An 18,113-nucleotide genomic window follows, 5' to 3' on the forward strand; every position below is an offset into this window, starting at 1 on the left:
CCCGTCCCCCGGAGGTTTCCCGCTGTGACCGCCGACCCGGCCGTGGTCCGTGCGACCGCCCCCACCACCGTCCGCACCACCGACTACCACGCGGCCGGCGAACCCTTCCGCATCGTCGACACCGCCTGCGCGGGGATGCCGGCCGTACCCGGTGACACGGTCGCCGAGCGCTGCGCCACCGCCATCGGGCCCGGCGGCTCCCCGACGGCCCCGCGCCGCGGCGCCCTGGACGACCTGCGGCGGCTCCTGGTGCAGGAGCCCCGCGGGCACGCCGGCATGTACGGCGGGTTCGTCGTGCCGCCCGACGACGACGGGGCCCACTTCGGGGTGCTGTTCTGGCACAAGGACGGCTACTCCACCGCCTGCGGCCACGGCACCATGGCCCTCGGCGCCTGGGCCGTGGACTCCGGCCGGGTCCCGGCCCCGGACGACGGCAGCGTCCAGGTCCGCATCGACGTGCCGTCCGGGCGGGTCACCGCCACCGTGCACCGCTCCGGCGGCCGCTCCACGGGGGTGACCTACCGGGGCGTCCCGGCCCGGGTCGGCGCCCGCAAGGTGCCGGTCGCGACCACGCTCGGCCTGGCCGAAGCCGACATCGCGCACGCCGGGGCCTGCTACGCCTCGGTCCCGGCCCGGGACCTCGGGCTGGAGGTCTCCACCGCCGCGCTGCCCTCGCTGGTGCGCGCCGGCCAGGAGATCCGGGCGGCGCTGGCCACGCACCCGGGTACCTGGCACCCGGGCGGGCCGCTGCTCTCCGGCGTGTACGGGGTGATCCTCTACGAGGAACTCCCCGACACCCCCTTCGGACCGCACCAGCGCAACGTGACGGTCTTCGCCGACGGGCAGACCGACCGCTCGCCCTGCGGCTCCGGTACCTCCGCGCGGCTCGCACTGCTCGCGCAGGACGGCCGGCTGGGTGCGGGGGAGGACCTGCTGCACGAGTCGGTCGTCGGCACGGTCTTCACCGGCCGGGTCGTGGGCGGGGACGCGGACGACCTGGTCACGGAGGTCACGGGGACGGCCTACCGCACCGGTGAACACGCCTTCACCGTCGACCCGTACGACGAGCTCGGCGCCGGGTTCCTGCTGTGATCGCGCAGCTCTCCGGCGCGGACATGGCGGGGCTGCTCACCCCCGCCGAGGCAGCCGACGCCCTGGCCGGGGTCCTGCGCGCCGGCCTGGACCCGGAGGGGTGCCCGCAGCGCACCGCGGTGCCCGTGCCCGGCGGGGAGCTGCTGCTGATGCCGGCCGCGGCGGGCGCGTACGCCGGGGTGAAGATCGCGGGCGTCGCGCCGGGCAACGCCGCGCTCGGGCTTCCCCGGATCACCGGCTCCTACCTCCTGCTGGACGGCCCCACCCTGCGCCCCGTCGCCCTGCTCGACGGCGCCGCGCTCACCGCCCTGCGCACGCCGGCCGTGTCGGCCCTGGCCCTGCGCCACCTGACGCCGCGGGACCGGCCGCTCGCGCTGGTCGTCTTCGGGGCGGGACCGCAGGCGTACGGGCACCTCGAAGCCCTGCTCGCGGAAAGGGAGTTGGCCGGGGTGACGGTCGTCGCCCGGGCCCCGGACCGTGCCGAACGGCTCGCGGCGCACGCGCGGGCCCTGGGGCTCGCCGCCCGCACCGGTGGCCCCGAGGACGTGTCCGGGGCCGATGTGGTGCTCTGCTGCACCACGGCCCGTACCCCGTTGTTCGACGGGCGGCTGGTCCGACCCGGGGCGACGGTCGTCGCGGTCGGCTCGCACGAACCGGACGCCCGGGAGACCGACACCGCTCTGGTGCGCCGCTCGGCGGTGTACGTGGAGTCGCGCGCGGTGGCCCTGCGCGAGGCGGGCGACCTGCTGATCCCGGAGGCGGAGGGGGCGATCGGCCCCGGTCACATCACCGGTACCCTCGCCGACCTCGTCGCCGGCCGCCATCCGGCGCCGGGAAGACAAAATGGTCCGCGGCTCTTCAAGAGCGTGGGCATGGCCTGGGAGGATCTGGCCGTGGCGGTCGCACTGTTCCAGAGGACGGGGACCGGCAGAGCAACGTGACATTGTACGCTGTCCCTCTCGATGCGCGGAGGAACAGCAATGGGTGACCTGAAGCAGCACAGTCTCATCAAGGCCCAGGAACGGCTCCGTGACCAGGTGGGTCACGCCCTCCGAGCAGCCCTGATAGCGGGCGAGCTGCGTCCCGGGAGCGTCTACTCGGCCCCCGGTCTGGCGGCCGAACTCGGCGTGTCGGCCACCCCGGTGCGAGAGGCCATGCTCGACCTGGCCCGCGAAGGGCTGGTCGAACCCGTCCGCAACAAGGGCTTCCGGATCACCGAGGTCAGCGAGCGGGACCTCGACCAGTACACCGAACTGCGCACGATGATCGAGGTGCCGACGATCGGCCGGATCACCGAAGTCGCGACCCCCGAGCAGCTGGAGGCCCTGCGCCCCATCGCGGAGGAGATCGTCGCCAGCGCCCGTGAGCACAACCTGATCGGCTACCTGGAGGCGGACCGCCGTTTCCACCTCAGTCTGCTGGCGCTCTCGGGGAACGACCGGCTCGTCGAGACGGTCGGCGACCTGCGCAAGCGCTCCCGGCTCTACGGCCTGACGGGCCTGGACGAAGCCGGCAAGCTGGTCTCCTCGGCGGAGGAACACATCGAGCTGCTCGACCTGATGATCAGCGGCGATTCGGCGGCGGCCGAGGCGTGCATGGTCCGCCACCTCGGTCACGTCCGCTCGCTGTGGGCGCAGGGGCGGGACGAGCCCGTCGGCCGGCCCCCGGGCGGGCTGGGTTCGGGCGTCTGAGGTCCGTCTCCCGAGGGCCGCCGTACGGGGATCCCAACTCCCTTGTCGGCGGCCCTTTTTGGACACGGCTGGATAACGGCGGCGCCAACCTCTTGTCAGTACAATTTCACATTACTATGTTACCGGTCACATCATAGAGCGCGGCCCTTCACTGGAGTGACCATGACCAAGCGCACCCAACTCGCCCTCGCCACCGCCTTGGTGGCAGCCCTCGCCCTCGGCGCCTCGGGCTGCTCCGACACCAAGAAGGGCTCGGCCGGCGGCTCGGGTGCCCCCAACCCCGCCGCCGGCAACGACGGCAAGGTCCTGGGCGGGACCCCGGTCAAGGGCGGCACCCTCACCGTCCTGTCCAACCAGGACTTCTCCCACCTCGACCCGGCCCGCAACTGGGTGATGCCGGCCATGGACTTCGGCACCCGGCTCCTCTACCGCACGCTCGTCACCTTCAAGCCCGAGCCCGGCAAGGCGGGCAGCGAACTCGTCCCCGACCTCGCCACCGATCTCGGCACCCCCTCCGACGGCGGCAAGACCTGGACCTTCACCCTCAAGGAGGGCGTGAAGTACGAGGACGGCTCGCCCGTCAAGGCCCAGGACATCAAGTACAACGTCGAGCGCTCCTTCGCCCCCGACCTCACCGGCGGCCCCGACTACGCCGCCCAGTACCTCGCGGGCACCGAGGGGTACAAGGGGCCGCTCCAGGGGCAGCACCTCGACTCCGTCAAGACCCCCGACGACCGCACGATCGTCTTCCAGCTCAAGCGCCCCGTCGCCGAGTTCTCCGCCACCGCCACCCTGCCCACCTTCGCTCCCGTCCCCCAGTCCCAGGAGAAGGGCACGCAGTACGACGCCCGCCCGTTCTCCTCGGGCCCGTACAAGATCGAGTCGTACGACCGCGACAAGAAGCTCGTCCTGGTCCGCAACGAGCACTGGGACGCCAAGACCGACACCGTCAGAAAGGCCTACCCCGACAAGTTCGTGGTCGTCATGGGCCTCAAGGGCGGTCAGATCGACGACCGGATCATCGCCGGCACGGGCCCGGACGCGTCCGCGATCGAGTACTCGAACATGCGCCCCGAAAGCGCGCCCAAGGTGCTGCCCAAGGCGGACGTCAAGGCCCGCCTCCTCGCCGAGTCCCAGGGTTGTACCGAGATGCTCCACCTGAACAACTCCCGCGCCCCCTTCAACGACCCGAAGGTCCGCGAGGCCATGCAGTACGCCGTCGACAAGGAATCCGTGATCACCGCGGGCGGCGGCCCCGCCCTCAACGAGGTCGCCACCGCCTACCTGCCCCCGGCCCTCACCGGGGGCAAGCAGGCCGACACCCTCAAGATCGCCCCGACCGGCGACCCGGACAAGGCCAAGGACCTGCTCAAGGCCGCCGGAAAGGACAAGCTGAAGGTCTCCCTCGCCGTCTCCACCGGCGACAAGGGCAAGGCCGAGGCCCTCCAGCAGGGCCTGGCCCGCGTCGGCATCGAGGTCGTCATCGACACCGTCGACCCGGGCGCCTACTACGACGTCATCGGCGACCTGTCCACCACCCCCGACATGACCCTCACCGGCTGGTGCCCCGACTACCCCTCCGGCTCGACCTGGATGCCCTTCGTGTTCGACGGACGCACCATCAAGGAGAAGGGAAACCAGGGCAACTACAGCCAGTTCCGCGACGAGGCGACCATGAAGCGGATCGACGAGATCAACGCCATGTCCGACGCCAAGCAGGCCGCGCAGGCCTGGGTGGACCTCGACGCGGAGGTCATGAAGAAGGCCCCCTCCGTCCCGGTCCTGCTGGAGCGCAAGCCGCTGCTGGTCGGCCCCAACATCGCGGGTGCCTTCGGCCACCCCGTGTGGACGGGCACCGTCGACTACGCGACCGTCGGCCTCAAGGACCCCTCGAAGAGCCAGGGCTGAGGAACACGGAGCCCGACACCATGACCACCACCGCACCCGGGGCCGACGGCCGGACGCCGGCGGCCCCGGCTCCCGGCGGGGCGCCGCAGCCCGACGCCGTCAAGGACGCTCCCCCGGCGCCGGCCACCGGCAGCAGCCCCTGGCAGCTCGCCCGGCGGGAACTGCGCCGCCGCCCCGCCGTCCGCGTCAGTCTCTGCGTCGTCCTCCTCTTCGTCCTGATGGCCCTCACCGCCCCCTGGCTGGGCGCTCTCGGCGGCTGGGCCCCGGACGAGTTCGACAAGACCGCCATCGACCCCTACCTCGGCGGCCAGCCACTGGGCACACTCGGCGGGATCAGTCCGGCCCACTGGCTCGGCGTCGAACCCGTCAGCGGCCGCGACCTGTTCTCCCGCGTCGTGAGCGGCGCCCAGGTCTCCCTCCTCATCGCCTTCGCCGCCACCGCGATCGTGGTGGTCACCGGCACGGCCGCCGGAATCGCCGCGGGCTACTTCGGCGGGCGCACCGACGCGGTGCTCTCCCGGCTGATGGACCTGACCATGTCCTTCCCCTCGCTCATCTTCATGATCGCGATGCTGTCGGTGGCCAAGGACGTCAACCGCATCGTGCTCATGACGGCCGTGATCGGCCTGTTCGGCTGGCCGGGCGTCGCCCGCGTCGTCCGGGGCCAGACCCTCTCCCTCAAACACCGCGAATACGTCGACGCCGCCCGCGTCGGCGGCTCCGGGGCCTGGCGGATCCTGACCCGCGACATCCTCCCCGGCGTCTCGGGCCCGGTCATCGCCTACACCACCCTGCTGATCCCCGGCATGATCAGCACCGAGGCCGCGCTCAGCTACCTCGGCGTCGGCGTCCGCCCGCCCACCCCGTCCTGGGGCCAGATGATCGCGGAATCCGTCGCCTACTACGAGACGGACCCCATGTACTTCGTCATCCCGAGCGTCTTCCTCTTCCTGGCGGTACTCGCCTTCACCCTCCTCGGCGACGCCCTGCGCGACATCCTCGACCCGAGGGGCGGCCGCACGTGATCCTCTACCTGATCCGCCGGCTGCTCGCCCTGGCCGGCGTGCTCCTCGCCATCGCCGCCGTCACCTTCCTCATCTTCTACGTCCTGCCCTCCGACCCCGCCGCGGCCGCCTGCGGCAAGACCTGCAGTCCCGAACGGCTCGCCGACGTACGGCAGTACCTCGGCCTCGACCTGCCCCTGTGGCGGCAGTTCCTCGACTTCCTGAGCGGCATCTTCACCGGCCGCACCCTCGGCACCGGCCAGTACGCCGTCCAGTGCGACTTCCCGTGCCTGGGTTACTCGTACGAGAACGCCCTGCCCGTCTGGGACCTCCTCATGAACCGCCTGCCGGTCTCGGCGTCCCTCGCCCTGGGCGCCGCCGTGCTGTGGCTGCTGCTCGGCCTCGGCGCCGGGGTCACGGCCGCGCTGCGCAAGGACACCGCCACCGACAAGGCGCTCATGGTCGGTGCCGTCGCCGCGGCTTCGCTGCCGGTGTACTTCACCTCCGTGATGCTGATCTACGGAGTCATCCGCGTCGCCGGACTGCTGCCCTACCCCTCCTACCACTCCTTCGGCGACGACCCGCTCGGCTGGGCCTCCAACCTGCTGCTGCCCTGGACCGCACTCGCACTGTTGTACGCCGCCATGTACGCCCGCCAGAGCCGCGGTTCGATGATCGAGGCGATGGCAGAGCCGTACATCCGTACCGCCCGCGCCAAGGGCATGCCCGAACGCACCGTCGTGGTCAAGCACGGGCTGCGCTCCGGGATGACCCCGATCCTGACCATCTTCGGCATGGACCTCGGAGGGCTGCTCGCCGGCGCCGTCATCACCGAGTCCATCTTCGGACTGCCGGGCATCGGCCGGCTGTTCTACGGGGCGCTCGTCAGCGCCGACCAGCCGGTGGTGCTCGGCGTCACGCTGCTCGCCGCGTTCTTCATCGTCGTCGCCAACCTCGTCGTCGACCTCCTGTACGCCGTCATCGACCCGAGGGTGAGGTACTGATGGCCGCTCTCCTTGAAGTACGCGACCTGTGCGTCACCTTCACCACCCCGCGCGGGCCGGTACGCGCCGTCGACTCGCTCGGATTCACCGTCGAGGCCGGGCGCACCCTCGGCATCGTGGGGGAATCCGGCTCCGGAAAGTCCGTCACCTCGCTCGCCGTCATGGGCCTGCACCGGGAGGCCGAGATCGGCGGGTCCGTCGCCCTCGAGGGGCAGGAACTCACCGGCCTGTCCGAGCGGGAGCTGTCCCGGCTGCGCGGCCGCAAGATGGCCATGATCTTCCAGGACCCGCTGTCCAGCCTGCACCCCTACTACACCGTCGGCGAGCAGATCGCCGAGCACTTCCGGGTGCACTTCAAAGCCGGCCGCGCCGCAGCCCGCAAGCGGGCCGTCGACATGCTCGGCGAGGTCGGCATCCCGGAACCCGCCCGCCGGGCGGGGGAGTACCCGCACCAGTTCTCCGGCGGCATGCGGCAGCGCGCGATGATCGCGATGGCTCTGGCCTGCGAACCGGACCTGCTGATCGCCGACGAGCCCACCACCGCCCTCGACGTCACCGTGCAGGCCCAGATCCTGGAGCTGATCGCCCGCCTCCAGCAGGACCGCGGACTCGGAGTCGTGATGATCACCCACGACCTCGGCGTGGTGGCCCGGGTCGCCCACGAGGTGCTGGTCATGTACGGCGGCCGGGCCGCGGAACAGGCGCCCGTCGACCAGCTCTTCGCCGAGCCGGCCCACCCGTACACCCGGGGCCTGCTGGACTCCCTGCCCCGGCTCGACGACGCCGATGACGCACCCCTGCGGGCCATCCCCGGCTCGCCGCCGTCCCTCCTGACCCCCGCTCCCGGATGTGCCTTCGCCCCGCGCTGCCCCAAGGCGGCGGCGCGCTGCACCGCTGAACGCCCGGAGCTCGAACCGTACGGGGAAGGGCCCGCGCGCACCGTCGCCTGCCACTTCGCCGGAGCCGGAGCCCCGGCAGAGGTGACCCGATGACCGCCACACCGCAGGCGCTGCTCTCCGTACGCGACCTGACCATGACCTTCCCCGGCCGGCGGTCGGTGACCGGGCGCCGGGGGGCGCCCGTGCGCGCCGTCGACGGGATCTCCTTCGACCTGGGCGAGGGCGAAACCCTCGGCCTCGTGGGGGAGTCGGGCTGCGGGAAGTCCACCACCGGCCGGATGCTGGTGCGGCTGCTGGAACCGACGGCGGGCAGCGTCGAGTTCGAGGGCCGGGACATCAGCCGGCTCTCCCAGGGCGCCCTGCGGCCGCTGCGCAAGCACATCCAGATGGTGTTCCAGGACCCCCACTCCTCCCTCAACCCCCGCCAGACGGTGGCCCGGATCATCTCCGACCCGCTGCTGGTCCAGGGCCGGACGGCCGCGGACGCCCGCCGCAGGGCGGCCGAACTGATGGAACTGGTCGGGCTGATCCCCGAGCACATCGACCGCTACCCGCACGAGTTCTCCGGCGGCCAGGCGCAGCGGATCGGCATCGCCCGCTCGCTCGCCACCAGCCCCCGGCTGATCATCGCCGACGAGCCGGTCTCCGCCCTCGACGTCTCCGTCCAGGCCCAGATCGTCAACCTGATGGAACGGCTGCGCCGCGAACTGGGCCTGGCCTACGTGTTCATCGCCCACGACCTGTCGGTGGTCAAGCGGGTCAGCGACCGGGTCGCCGTCATGTACCTGGGCCGGATCGTGGAGATCGGCGAGAAGCACCTCCTGTACGACACCCCCCAACACCCTTACACCCGGGCCCTGCTGTCGGCGGTCCCGCTGCCGGATCCGGCGGCGGAGCGCAGGCGCGAGCGGATCGTGCTGCTCGGCGACCCGCCGAGCCCGGCGGCCCCGCCGCCCGGCTGCACGTTCCACCCGCGCTGCCCCAAGGCCCAGGAGATCTGCCGCACCGAGCGCCCGCTGCTGCGGATCGCCGCCTCGCGCGAGGTGGCCTGTCACTTCCCGGGGGACTGACGGGGACCCCGGGGAGAAGAGGGGCCCCGGAGCCGACACGATCGGCTCCGGGGCCCCTCACTCGTCCTCTGGGCCTGATCCCCCCCGTCGGGCCTCGCGGTCTCAGAGGCGCAACTCACGCCGGAAGAAGTCCAGTTCCTGGAGCATGACCTTCTCCCTCGTGCCGCCCGGCGTCATGTGGGTGACCCCGGGCAGTGCCAGCAGCCGGTGCGGGCGGCCCGCGTCCGTCAGGGCCCGGGACAGGCGCAGGGTGTGGGACGGGTGGACGTTGTCGTCGGCCAGGCCCGTGATGAGCAGCAGGGGCCGGGTCAGCCGGGGCGCGTCCGCAATCAGCGAGTCCCGCTCGTACACCTGCGCGTGCTCCTGGGGAAGACCGAGGTAGCGCTCGGTGTACGCGGTGTCGTAGTGGCGGAAGTCGGTCGGCGCGGCTCCGGCGGCGGCCGCGTGGAAGAGGTCCGGGCGGCGCAGCACGGCGAGGGCCGCGAGGTAGCCGCCGTACGACCAGCCGCGCACCCCGACCCGGGTGAGGTCGAGGTCCCGGTGGCGGGCGCCGAGCGCCTCAAGGGCCGCCGCCTGGTCCTCCAGGGTGACCTCGGAGAAACCCCGGTACATGGCGTGGGTATGGGCGGGGGAGACGTACGGGGTGCCCCGGTTGTCGATGGTGACCACCGCGAAGCCCTGGTCGGCCCACCACTGGCGGTGCTGCCAGCGCCGGGGTTCCGCCGAGACGTCCTGGAAGCCGGGGCCGCCGTAGCCGTCCACCAGCACCGGGAGCCGGGTGCCGGGGACGTGCCCGCGCGGCAGCACCAGCGCGGTGGGGAGACGGCGCTCGGTGACCCGCTCCAGCACCGGCACCACCCGGTGGGGCAGCGGTTCGGCCAGGTCGGCGGGGCTGAACTCGCGCCCGTCGGCGGTGCGCACGCCACGGCGTATCCCGTCGGCGCCGGCGCTGGTCAGCAGCAGCGCCCCGGACGAGGCGAGCACGGTGTGCACCCCCGGCCCGTCGGCGAGCGCGGTCAGCTCCCCGGTTCCGGGGTCGAGGAGCAGCACCTGCTGCTCGGCGGGGTCGCGCTGTCCGGCCTCGATCAGCAGCCGGCCGTCGTGGAGCCCGGCCACGCGGCGGACCTGGACGCCGTCGCCGGTCAGCAGCTTCCCGTCGAGCGCGAGGGCGCGCGCGGCCCCGCCCGGGGTGTCGGCGGCGGTGAGCATCCGCCCGTCCGGGAGCCGCGCCGGGGTCCCGGGCAGGGGGTCCACCCACTGCGGGTGCGTGGTGCGCGACAGTTCACGGGTCGCCCCGGTCAGCGGGTCGGCGCCGAGCAGCAGCACGGTCTGCTGGAGCCGGTCCTGGACGGTCAGCAGGACCTCCCCGGCCGACTCCCAGGCGGCGTCCGAGACGTAGGGGTAGGTCCCGGCGTCCCAGTCGAGCCGCACCCGGTGCCCGTCCGGCCCGAGGACCCACAGCTGCACGTCCGCGTTGGGGCCCCCGGCCTGCGGGTACGCGAAGTCCTCCACCGGGAGCTCCGGGTGCGCCGGGTCGCCGATCCAGCGCCGCCCGAGGGCGGACTCGTCGACGCGGGCGGCGAGCAGGGTCTCGCCGTCCGGGGACCACCAGTGCCCGCGGTCGCGGCTGAGCTCCTCGGCGGCCGCGAACTCGGCGACGCCCCAACGGGCCCCGTCGTCGGGGCTGACCCGGCCGCCGGGCACGGTGTGGAGGGCGTCGTCGGTGACGTACGCGACGCGCGAGCCGTCCGCGTTGGGGCGCGGGTCCATCGCGGGTCCGGCGGCGGGGAGTTCCCTGGGCGGGGCGGCGCCGTCGGAGGTGACCTCGTACAGCCGCCCGTGCAGCGCGAACACGGCGCGGCGGCCGTCGCCGGAGAGGGCGTACGAGCCGATGCCGGCGGCGACGAGCCGGATCCGCTCGCGCAGCCGGCGTTCGGCGGTGGGGAGGGTGCCGGCCGGCAGCATACGGGGGTCGGCGAGGCGGGTCTCGGCGCCGGAGGCGGTGTCGAGGACCCAGAGGGAGTCGAGGGGGTCGGTGGGGCCGGTCGAGCGCAGGAACCAGAGGAGCCGGCCGTCGTCACCGAAGGAGAAGGCGCGCGGGGCGCCGTACGTGAACCGGCCGGTGGCCACGGAGAGCCTGAGGAAATCGTCCATGATCGCAGTCTGCCATGTGAAATATCACACCGTATAGCGGTCGAACGTTAGGCCATTCGAGTGGTGTGGCCCCAGGGGCGGGTTTAGCGTCGGAGGGGTGGACGGGAATACGTTGCCGACCAGCACGGGGACCGACGGCAAGGTCCGGGAAGGCGAGGGGCACGGCCTCGCCCTGTTCGTCATCGCCTGCTGCCAGCTCATGGTGGTCCTCGACATCACCATCGTGAACATCGCGCTGCCGCACATCCAGACCGCGCTCGGCTTTTCCACCGAGAGCCTGTCCTGGGTCGTCAACGCCTACACCCTCACCTTCGGCGGCCTGCTGCTCCTCGGCGGCCGCACGGGCGACATCCTCGGCCGCAAACGCGTCTTCATCTTCGGCGTGCTGCTCTTCGGTCTCGCCTCGCTGCTGGGTGGACTCGCCCAGAACGAGGGCCAGTTGATGGGCGCCCGCGCGCTCCAGGGCATGGGCGGCGCCATCGCCTCACCGACTGCGCTCGCACTGATCACCACCACCTTCCGTGAAGGACCCGCCCGCAACCGGGCCTTCGGCGTGTTCGCCGCCGTCTCGGCGGGCGGCGGCGCGATCGGCCTGCTGGCCGGCGGTGTCCTCGTCGAATGGCTCGACTGGCGCTGGGTGTTCTTCGTCAACGTCCCGATCGCGGTGGCCATCGCCCTGATGGCCGTCAGGGTCATCAAGGAGTCCGAACGCCACCCCGGACACTTCGATTTCGCGGGCGCGCTGTTGTGCACCACCGGCATGGTCGCCCTCGTCTACGGGTTCATCCGCGCGTCCCAGGAAGGCTGGCGCGACGCGCTGACCCTCGGCTCCTTCGGAGCCGCCGTGGTCCTGCTGACCCTGTTCGTCATCAACGAACGGCGCTCGCCCCAGCCGATAACGCCGCTGCACATGTTCGCCGACCGCAACCGCGCCGGGACCTACGGCATCATGCTCTTCCTCGCCTGCGCGATGTTCGGCATGTTCTTCTTCCTGACCCTGTTCGTGCAGAACGTGCTGGGATTCAGCCCCCTGCGCGCGGGCCTCGCGTTCCTGCCGGTCAGCATCGTAATCGGGATGGGCGCGGGCCTCGCCTCCCAGCTCCTTCCCAAGCTCGGGCCCAAACCTTTCATGGTGGGCGGCGCGCTCTGCTCGGCGGCGGGGCTGGCCTGGCTGACGCAGACCGACGTCCACTCGACGTACCTCGGGAGCATCCTGGGTCCGATGCTCATCTTCGGCCTCGGCATGGGCATGCAGTTCGTCTCGCTGACGCTGATGGCCCTGTCCAACGTGCCCCCGCGGGAGTCGGGCGCGGCTTCCGGACTCCTCAACACGATGCAGCAGGTGGGCGGTTCGCTCGGCCTGTCCATCCTGGTCACCGTCTTCGGCACCGCCAGCCGCAACGAGGCCCACACCCAGGTCCCGGCCTTCCTCGCCACCGCCGACCCGGGCCAGCGGGCCATGTTCCTGCGCACCGGCCAACTCCCCGCCCCCTGGGGCGATCAGGTGCTGGCGTCCGGGGTGAGCTCGGCCTTCATCGTGGCGGCCGCGTTCGCCCTGATGGCCGCGGTGATCGCCCTGGTGGTCATCCAGGTCCGGCCCTCGGACCTGGCGCGCCTCCAGGGCCACCACACCACTCCTGCGGCGGTCTGAGGGCCGCCCCGTCATCCGCGGCCGGGCCGGCGCGCGCCGGCGGACGCGGTGCACCGCCGGGCAGCGCGCGCCCGCGGACGCGGTGTACCGCTGGCCCCGTCCGGGGGGTCTCCTCGGGCCCCGGAGAGCGCCCGGCCTAACCCGCTTGCGTCCGTCGGCGCAGCCGGCAGCGGGCCGGGCCGTCGGCGCGCAGGGTGATGCCGACGCCGACCGGGATCTCCTGGTCCACGGCCTCGAACTCGTACTCCCGCAGCATCACGGCGAGCGCGATCACCGACTCCAGCATGGAGAAGTGCTGGCCGATGCAGGCGCGCGGGCCGCCGCCGAAGGGGAACCAGGCGTAACGGGGCCGGGCGGCCTCCGCCTCGGGGGTGAACCGCTCCGGGTCGAAACGCTCGGCGTCGGGCCAGTAGGCGGGGTGGCGGTGCGTGACCCAGGGCGCGAGGATCACGTTGGCGCCGGCCGGGACGGTGAGGCCGCCGACCTGGCTCGCGGCGACGGCGCGGCGGCCGATCACCGGGGCCGCGGGATAGAGCCGCATCGCCTCCTTGAGCACCTGCGTGAGGTACGGCAGCCGGTCGAGGTCGGCGGCCTCGGGCTCCCGGTCGCCCAGCACCCGGGAGATCTCCTCGTGGGCCCGACGCTGGTGCTCGGGGTGGCGCGCCAGCAGGTGCAGGGTGAAGGCGAGGGAGGTGGCGGTCGTCTCGTGACCGGCGAGCAGGAAGATCAGCACCTGGTCGCGCAGCTCGGTGGCGTCGAACGCGGCGTCGTCCGCGCTCTGCGCGGCGGCGAGCAGCGTCAGCAGATCCTCGCCCACCGCGCCTGCGTCACCACCTCGGCCGTCCGCGCCGTCGCGGCGCTCGGCGATGATCCGGTCGCAGACCGCGTACAGCTCCTCCATCGCGGCCGCCGCCCGCCGGTTGCCCGGGGTGGGCCAGCCGCGCGGGATGTTGGCGGGGGAGTAGCCGCGCCGCAGCACGTACTCCGTGATGACGGGGAACGACCGGTCGATGACGTCTACGGTCGCGTCCACATCGGTGCCGAACAGGATGCGGGCCACCGCGCGCAGGGCGAGGTGCATCATCTCGTCGGAGACGTCGACGATCCCGTCCGCGGCCTTGCCCCAGGCGTCGAGCGTCGCCCGGGTCTCGGAGACGACGGCGCTCGCGTAACCGTCCACCCGGCGGCGGGTGAACAGCGGCTGGACCAGCCGGCGCTGGCGCAGGTACTCCTCGTCCTGACTGGTCAGCAGGCCGTTGCCGAGGGACTCCCGGATCTCCTGGTAGAAGGGGTTGTCCTTGCGGAAGTTGGCTGATTCCGATGCCAGGACCTGCTGCGCGCCCTCCGCGGAGAAGACGCAGTACAGCTCGGTACGCAGCCCGGGCGGCCCGGCGCTGACGCGCACGACGTCACCGTGGCGCTGCTGGGCGCGCAAGTAGGTACCGAGCGAATCCGAGGTCAGGTCGAACAACGACCCGAGCAACGGCGCCCCGGCCAGCACCGGGACCTCCGTACCCGCGCGTGTCCCCGTCGTACTGTCCACTGCCATGGCCGCCCCCCAGACGTCGTCCCGAACCCCCGATTCTGCCCCTCTCCCCGCCGGCCCGCCTCCTCCTACCGGCTGATTCCCGCCCCCGCCCGGGTCACGTGCTGCGTCAGCCCTCCAGGTAGGCGACGGTGCCCGTACGGCGGGCGGTGTCGACGGCTTCCAGGAGGGCGAAGTCCCGCGCGGTCATCATGCGCGCCCATTCCGCCATGGCGTGGACCTGGACCTCGGTGTGCTCTCGCGGGTCGAGGACGATGCTCTCGATCTGCTCGTCGCAGAGCGTGCCGCCGTCGAAGCAGAAGCCGATGCGGTTCGCCGGCCATTCCCTGCCGCGGTGCCCGATGAAGTGTGAGGCGAGCAGCTTCTGCTCGCCCTCGAAGGTGATGCCGGTCTCTTCGAGACACTCGCGCACCGCGCACTCCCAGGGGCTTTCCCAGCGGTCCATGTTGCCGCCGGGCCACTGCCACACCTCGGCGCCGTACGTGGCCCGGAGCTGGACGGGCCGGCCGCGGGTGTCGGTGAAGTAGAGGCAGGCGTACGAGGTCGCCCGGGCGATGGTCTCCACGTACTCCTCGGGCGGCAGCCATCCGGGCGGCGTCACGGTCATGCGGAGTCCTCCGGCAGGAACGTGGCCGCCTTGAGCCGCAGTTGACGGGCGAAGTACCCGGCGGCGTCGGGCCGCATCCGGGCGAGGGCCACCATCGCGGTGATGACGACGTCGGCCACCTCGTCGTGCACGTCGTCCCACGTGTGCGAGTTCCCCTTCCGGGGGTTGGTCCCCTTGACGCCGATCACGGCCTGGGCCGCCTCGCCGAACTCCTCGCCGATCTTGAGGATCTGGAGCGTGTGACTCTCCTCGGGCTGCATGCCCAGTGCGGCGTCGACCGCGTCGAAGCGGTGGGCGAGGGCGGTGATGGTGGTCCACGGCTCGGTCATGCGGTGGTCTCCTTGTCGGTCGCGGGACCGTAGGCGCGCCGGATGCGTTCGTCGTACGCGGCGGCCGGCTCCAGCCCCATCGCTGCCCGCCGCTCGTCCAGACGTTCCGGCTCATGGACGGGCTGCGGCCGCAGGCTGCTCGTGTCGTCACCGGTGTACTGGGTCCCGTAGAGCTGGGGCCGGCCCCGGGCGATGAGGACCCGGTCGGTGAGGTAGGCGAGGTGCCGGGGCGGGGCGTCTGCGGCTTCGACGGCGCCCGTGAGCAGTTCCAGGGCCTCGTGCTGGAATCCGGGATCGCGGTCGGCGTGCTGAACGAGGAGCCACGCGTCGTCGGCCCCTTGGTCGCCGACGAGCTCCCGCCCGGGCCAGCCGTGCTCGGCGACCACGGCCTTGAGCCAGGCCGTGTTGTCGGCGTCGATCCGCAACAGGTCGCCCGGCTCACCGGTCCGGGTCAGATGGTCGCGGGCCTGCTGGTCGCTCCGGGCGCGGCGACGGAGCTCCGCGGCGAGGTCGGGACGGTTCACTGCGCCACCCACGCGCGGACCATCAGCGTCCCCAGGTCCTCGGGGTCGGGGGCCGGGTACACCTGCGCCTCCACTGCTGCGAAGTCGGCTTGCCGGAGCATGTCCTCGTACATCCGGGGCGTGTAGGACCACCGCCTGACCGCGATCGGCCGCCCCCGTAGCGCTCCCGGATAGATGCCCTGCGGGCCGTAGCAGCCCTCGACCGCCGGCCCGTGGGTGAACAGCAGGACACCGCCCGGGTTCATCCGCCGCCGGATGAGGGGGAACAGTTGGCGGGGGTCGTCGAACCACACGGCGCCGAAGCGGGAGATCACCGCGTCGAACCCCTCGGTGGTGTGCGTCAGGAACTCGGCGGCGGACTGCTGGAACAGCCGGGCGTCCAGGCCCTCGCACCGTTCACGCGCCCGCTCGACGTGCGCCCCGGCGAGGTCGATACCGGTGACTTCGGCGCCCTGCCGGGCGAAGTGGGCGAGCTCCGTCGCGTCCCCGCAGCCCAGTTCGAGCACGGTCTTCGGGGCGCCCGCGAAGTCCGGTCCGGGACCGTGCTCCGCGTATTGCGTCCAGCCCCTGAACTTCGTCTCGTCGGGCCAGTCGTTGACGCCCCAGCCGGTGGCGTAGGTGTCCCAGTAGGCGTTCACGAGATGCTCCTCGGTGTCGCGCTCATGCCGGACGCCGCGTCCGGTCAGCCAGGCTGCGGCACGGGGCGGTCCGTGAGAGGGCGATCGGCGAAGAAGCATCCGAACGAGGGGTGGTCCGGAACGCCCTCCGTCACACGATTGCGGCACGCTGGTGGATCGCCGGGGCGTGCGGCGTCGCCGGTCCGTCCGCAGGAACCCGGGAAGGCCGTTCGGCAATCAGCCTGGCGCGCTCCTCGAAGTAGGCGACGGCCTCGTCGTGCAGCTTCTGGGGGACGGGCTCGTCGGACCAGCGCTCCGTCACGCCTCCCGGCCCGGCCACCAGCACTTGGAACGGCCAGTCCTTGCGGTCCATGCGGCGAGGGGCGGCGCCCTCCGGGAGGTCGGTGGCCACCCAGCCGCAGCGCGGCTTCTGCTCGAACTCGTCGAGGGTGACCAGGCCCCAGCAGTCGATGAGCCCGTCGGCTCCGCCGCCGAGGACACCCGTCCGTCGCGAGACGGGAGGCCCCCCATCGCGGGACGGCATTCAGGAACTCCTGACGTCCAGCAGCGAGGCGTAGGGGATCGACCTGAGGCCCGAGACGTACTGGTCGACCCCGTAGCGGTCCGGGCCCTCGGCGTCCGCCGAGAGGCGGCCCTTGGAGTTGAACGGGGAGATCAGGAAGGTGATGCCGCTCGTCGTCTTGTTGAACCAGCGGGCCGAACTGATGTAACGGGGCCTTCGCGTCACGTTGATGATGTTGTTGTTGTGGCGGATCCTCCCATGGTGCAGGACGTATTCGTTGCAGGAGGTGGCCGAGCAGTCGAAGAACCTCTCCGACTTCTGACGCCACGAGAAGATCGGGTTGACGAACTTCGGGTCGATCTTTCCGCGGTCCCCCCTCACGAAGATGACGCTCATGTATGTCGAGACGAGGTCGTACTGCGCGTCCGTGGGGATCTGGACCACCCGCTCGGTGGTGAAGTCCGTTCCCGCGGCCATCCAGGCGCCTTCCGGGATGACGGAACCGGTGTCGATGGTCCGGGCCGCCGTGGGCTCGACGTGGACTTCCGTGTCGGCCCCGCCCTCGGTGTCCGCCCGCCATTCGCTCCGGTCGAGCCCGGTCTTCTTCGCGTCGAAGCGGGACTCCCGCCCCCACACCCAGTAGATGCTGTTGGCGATGTAACCGGGAACGGCCCCCTCGTTCTTCACGTGGAGCGTCACCGGAAGATAGGTCAGGGGGAGTTCCGGATCCGGTTTCGGCGTCCCGAAGGTCGCCTCGACCTTGACGTGGACGAGTGCCGCGTGGGGCTGGTAGACCGCCGAGTAGGCGAAATTGGCGGAGGCCAGCAGGACGGTGGCGGCCACGCCCGCCGTGAAGCTCTTCGGATAGGGGATCCCCTTCCAGGCCCGTGCCCGCCAGACCGTCCACGCCGCCCACAGCGACCAGGCCGAGAGGGCGAGGAACACCGGTAGGTAAGGCGTCCACTCCCTCTCCTGGAACCACACGGCCAGCAGCAGGCCCTGGGTCGCCACCGCGATGAACACGCCCGCCACCACCACCGCGCCCGAGTACCGCAGGGTCCGCTTCCCCCAGAAGTCGCACGCCGAGGCCGCCGCGACGGCCTGCACGGCTCCCGCGAGCACGAGCAGCACTCCGGTCAGACGTCCTGAGAAGGTCAGTCCCCCGAGCGCGTCCACGATGCCGATGTCGGCGAGCAGGAGCGCGGAGACGAGCAGCCCGGCGGCCAGCAGCGCGGTCGTGGCGCGCCGGCGGACCGCGTGGTCGGGCCAGGAGTTGCTGTCCGCCCCGCGCCAGGACACGGCCGCCCGGTCCTCCAGGTCCGTGTCGCCCGGAAGCCCCGCGCGGCGCAGCTGCCTGCGCAGATCACGCCGCGACCAGGCGCTGCCCGCCGGTGCGCCGTCGACGGTGACCTGGCGCAGACCGCGTTCGTCGGGTGCCTGCACCACCACCCTGCGCCTGGTCATGCACCCAGGTTCCCGGCCCCGCCCGGGCAG

Annotated in this window: 17 protein-coding genes; 9 read left to right on the top strand and 8 right to left on the bottom strand. The window is 72.2% G+C overall.

Going from position 1 to position 18,113, the window contains the following annotated elements:
- Positions 1-24 precede the first annotated feature (24 nt).
- The 8 genes from OHA81_RS24285 to OHA81_RS24320 all read left to right on the top strand — a co-directional run bounded on the left by OHA81_RS24285 (position 25) and on the right by OHA81_RS24320 (position 8,668).
- The gene (locus OHA81_RS24285) at positions 25-1,092 is read left to right on the top strand and encodes a proline racemase family protein (protein ID WP_329199166.1); all 1,068 of its coding nucleotides are present in this window, start codon (positions 25-27) and stop codon (positions 1,090-1,092) included.
- Between the two features lie 23 nt (positions 1,093-1,115).
- Positions 1,116-2,033 (top strand): ornithine cyclodeaminase family protein, encoded by a 918-nt coding sequence (locus OHA81_RS24290; protein ID WP_443056791.1) that lies wholly within the window; start codon positions 1,116-1,118, stop codon positions 2,031-2,033.
- 39 nt (positions 2,034-2,072) lie between these two features.
- A complete protein-coding gene (locus OHA81_RS24295) occupies positions 2,073-2,783 on the top strand; it encodes a GntR family transcriptional regulator (RefSeq protein ID WP_329199170.1) in 711 nt (236 codons plus the stop codon).
- Positions 2,784-2,945: 162 nt separating this feature from the next.
- Positions 2,946-4,691 (top strand): ABC transporter substrate-binding protein, encoded by a 1,746-nt coding sequence (locus OHA81_RS24300; RefSeq protein ID WP_329199172.1) that lies wholly within the window; start codon positions 2,946-2,948, stop codon positions 4,689-4,691.
- Positions 4,692-4,711: 20 nt separating this feature from the next.
- Complete coding sequence (locus OHA81_RS24305; protein ID WP_329199174.1) at positions 4,712-5,716, top strand: ABC transporter permease; 1,005 nt, start codon at positions 4,712-4,714, stop codon at positions 5,714-5,716.
- Entirely contained in the window at positions 5,713-6,699 is a 987-nt protein-coding gene (locus tag OHA81_RS24310; protein ID WP_329199176.1) for an ABC transporter permease, read from the top strand. The genes OHA81_RS24305 and OHA81_RS24310 overlap by 4 nt, the downstream gene beginning before the upstream one ends.
- Positions 6,699-7,691 carry an ABC transporter ATP-binding protein gene (locus OHA81_RS24315; protein ID WP_329199178.1) on the top strand — a complete coding sequence of 331 codons (993 nt, stop codon included), beginning with the start codon at positions 6,699-6,701 and terminating at the stop codon, positions 7,689-7,691. The genes OHA81_RS24310 and OHA81_RS24315 overlap by 1 nt, the downstream gene beginning before the upstream one ends.
- Positions 7,688-8,668 carry an ABC transporter ATP-binding protein gene (locus tag OHA81_RS24320; RefSeq protein ID WP_329199179.1) on the top strand — a complete coding sequence of 327 codons (981 nt, stop codon included), beginning with the start codon at positions 7,688-7,690 and terminating at the stop codon, positions 8,666-8,668. Before OHA81_RS24315 ends, OHA81_RS24320 begins: the two co-directional genes overlap by 4 nt.
- A 102-nt stretch (positions 8,669-8,770) precedes the next feature.
- On the opposite strand, the gene OHA81_RS24325 is transcribed toward OHA81_RS24320, so the two are convergent.
- On the bottom strand, positions 8,771-10,822 hold the full coding sequence (locus tag OHA81_RS24325) for a S9 family peptidase (RefSeq protein WP_329199181.1): 2,052 nt from the start codon (positions 10,820-10,822) through the stop codon (positions 8,771-8,773).
- A gap of 112 nt (positions 10,823-10,934) precedes the next feature.
- On the opposite strand from OHA81_RS24325, the gene OHA81_RS24330 reads away from it, so the two are divergent.
- The gene (locus tag OHA81_RS24330; protein WP_329199183.1) at positions 10,935-12,473 is read left to right on the top strand and encodes an MFS transporter; all 1,539 of its coding nucleotides are present in this window, start codon (positions 10,935-10,937) and stop codon (positions 12,471-12,473) included.
- Positions 12,474-12,609: 136 nt separating this feature from the next.
- Here the strand turns inward: OHA81_RS24330 and OHA81_RS24335 are convergent, their stop codons facing one another.
- From OHA81_RS24335 to OHA81_RS24365, 7 genes are all read right to left on the bottom strand, one after another.
- Positions 12,610-14,022 carry a cytochrome P450 gene (locus OHA81_RS24335; protein WP_329199185.1) on the bottom strand — a complete coding sequence of 471 codons (1,413 nt, stop codon included), beginning with the start codon at positions 14,020-14,022 and terminating at the stop codon, positions 12,610-12,612.
- A 106-nt stretch (positions 14,023-14,128) separates the two neighbouring features.
- Positions 14,129-14,626, bottom strand: coding sequence for an NUDIX domain-containing protein (locus tag OHA81_RS24340; protein ID WP_329199187.1), 498 nt, complete (start codon positions 14,624-14,626; stop codon positions 14,129-14,131).
- Positions 14,623-14,955, bottom strand: coding sequence for a MazG-like family protein (locus OHA81_RS24345; RefSeq protein WP_329199189.1), 333 nt, complete (start codon positions 14,953-14,955; stop codon positions 14,623-14,625). The genes OHA81_RS24340 and OHA81_RS24345 overlap by 4 nt, the downstream gene beginning before the upstream one ends.
- Positions 14,952-15,491, bottom strand: a complete 540-nt coding sequence (locus tag OHA81_RS24350; RefSeq protein WP_329199191.1) for a DUF6624 domain-containing protein — start codon at positions 15,489-15,491, stop codon at positions 14,952-14,954. Before OHA81_RS24350 ends, OHA81_RS24345 begins: the two co-directional genes overlap by 4 nt.
- Positions 15,476-16,117 (bottom strand): class I SAM-dependent methyltransferase, encoded by a 642-nt coding sequence (locus OHA81_RS24355; protein WP_329199193.1) that lies wholly within the window; start codon positions 16,115-16,117, stop codon positions 15,476-15,478. Before OHA81_RS24355 ends, OHA81_RS24350 begins: the two co-directional genes overlap by 16 nt.
- A gap of 130 nt (positions 16,118-16,247) precedes the next feature.
- Entirely contained in the window at positions 16,248-16,640 is a 393-nt protein-coding gene (locus tag OHA81_RS24360) for a DUF7639 domain-containing protein (protein WP_329199195.1), read from the bottom strand.
- A complete protein-coding gene (locus OHA81_RS24365; protein ID WP_329199197.1) occupies positions 16,641-18,083 on the bottom strand; it encodes a hypothetical protein in 1,443 nt (480 codons plus the stop codon). It abuts the gene before it with no gap.
- Positions 18,084-18,113 lie beyond the last annotated feature (30 nt).

It is taken from the genome of Streptomyces sp. NBC_00667 (genome assembly GCF_036226825.1).
Classification (GTDB): domain Bacteria; phylum Actinomycetota; class Actinomycetes; order Streptomycetales; family Streptomycetaceae; genus Streptomyces.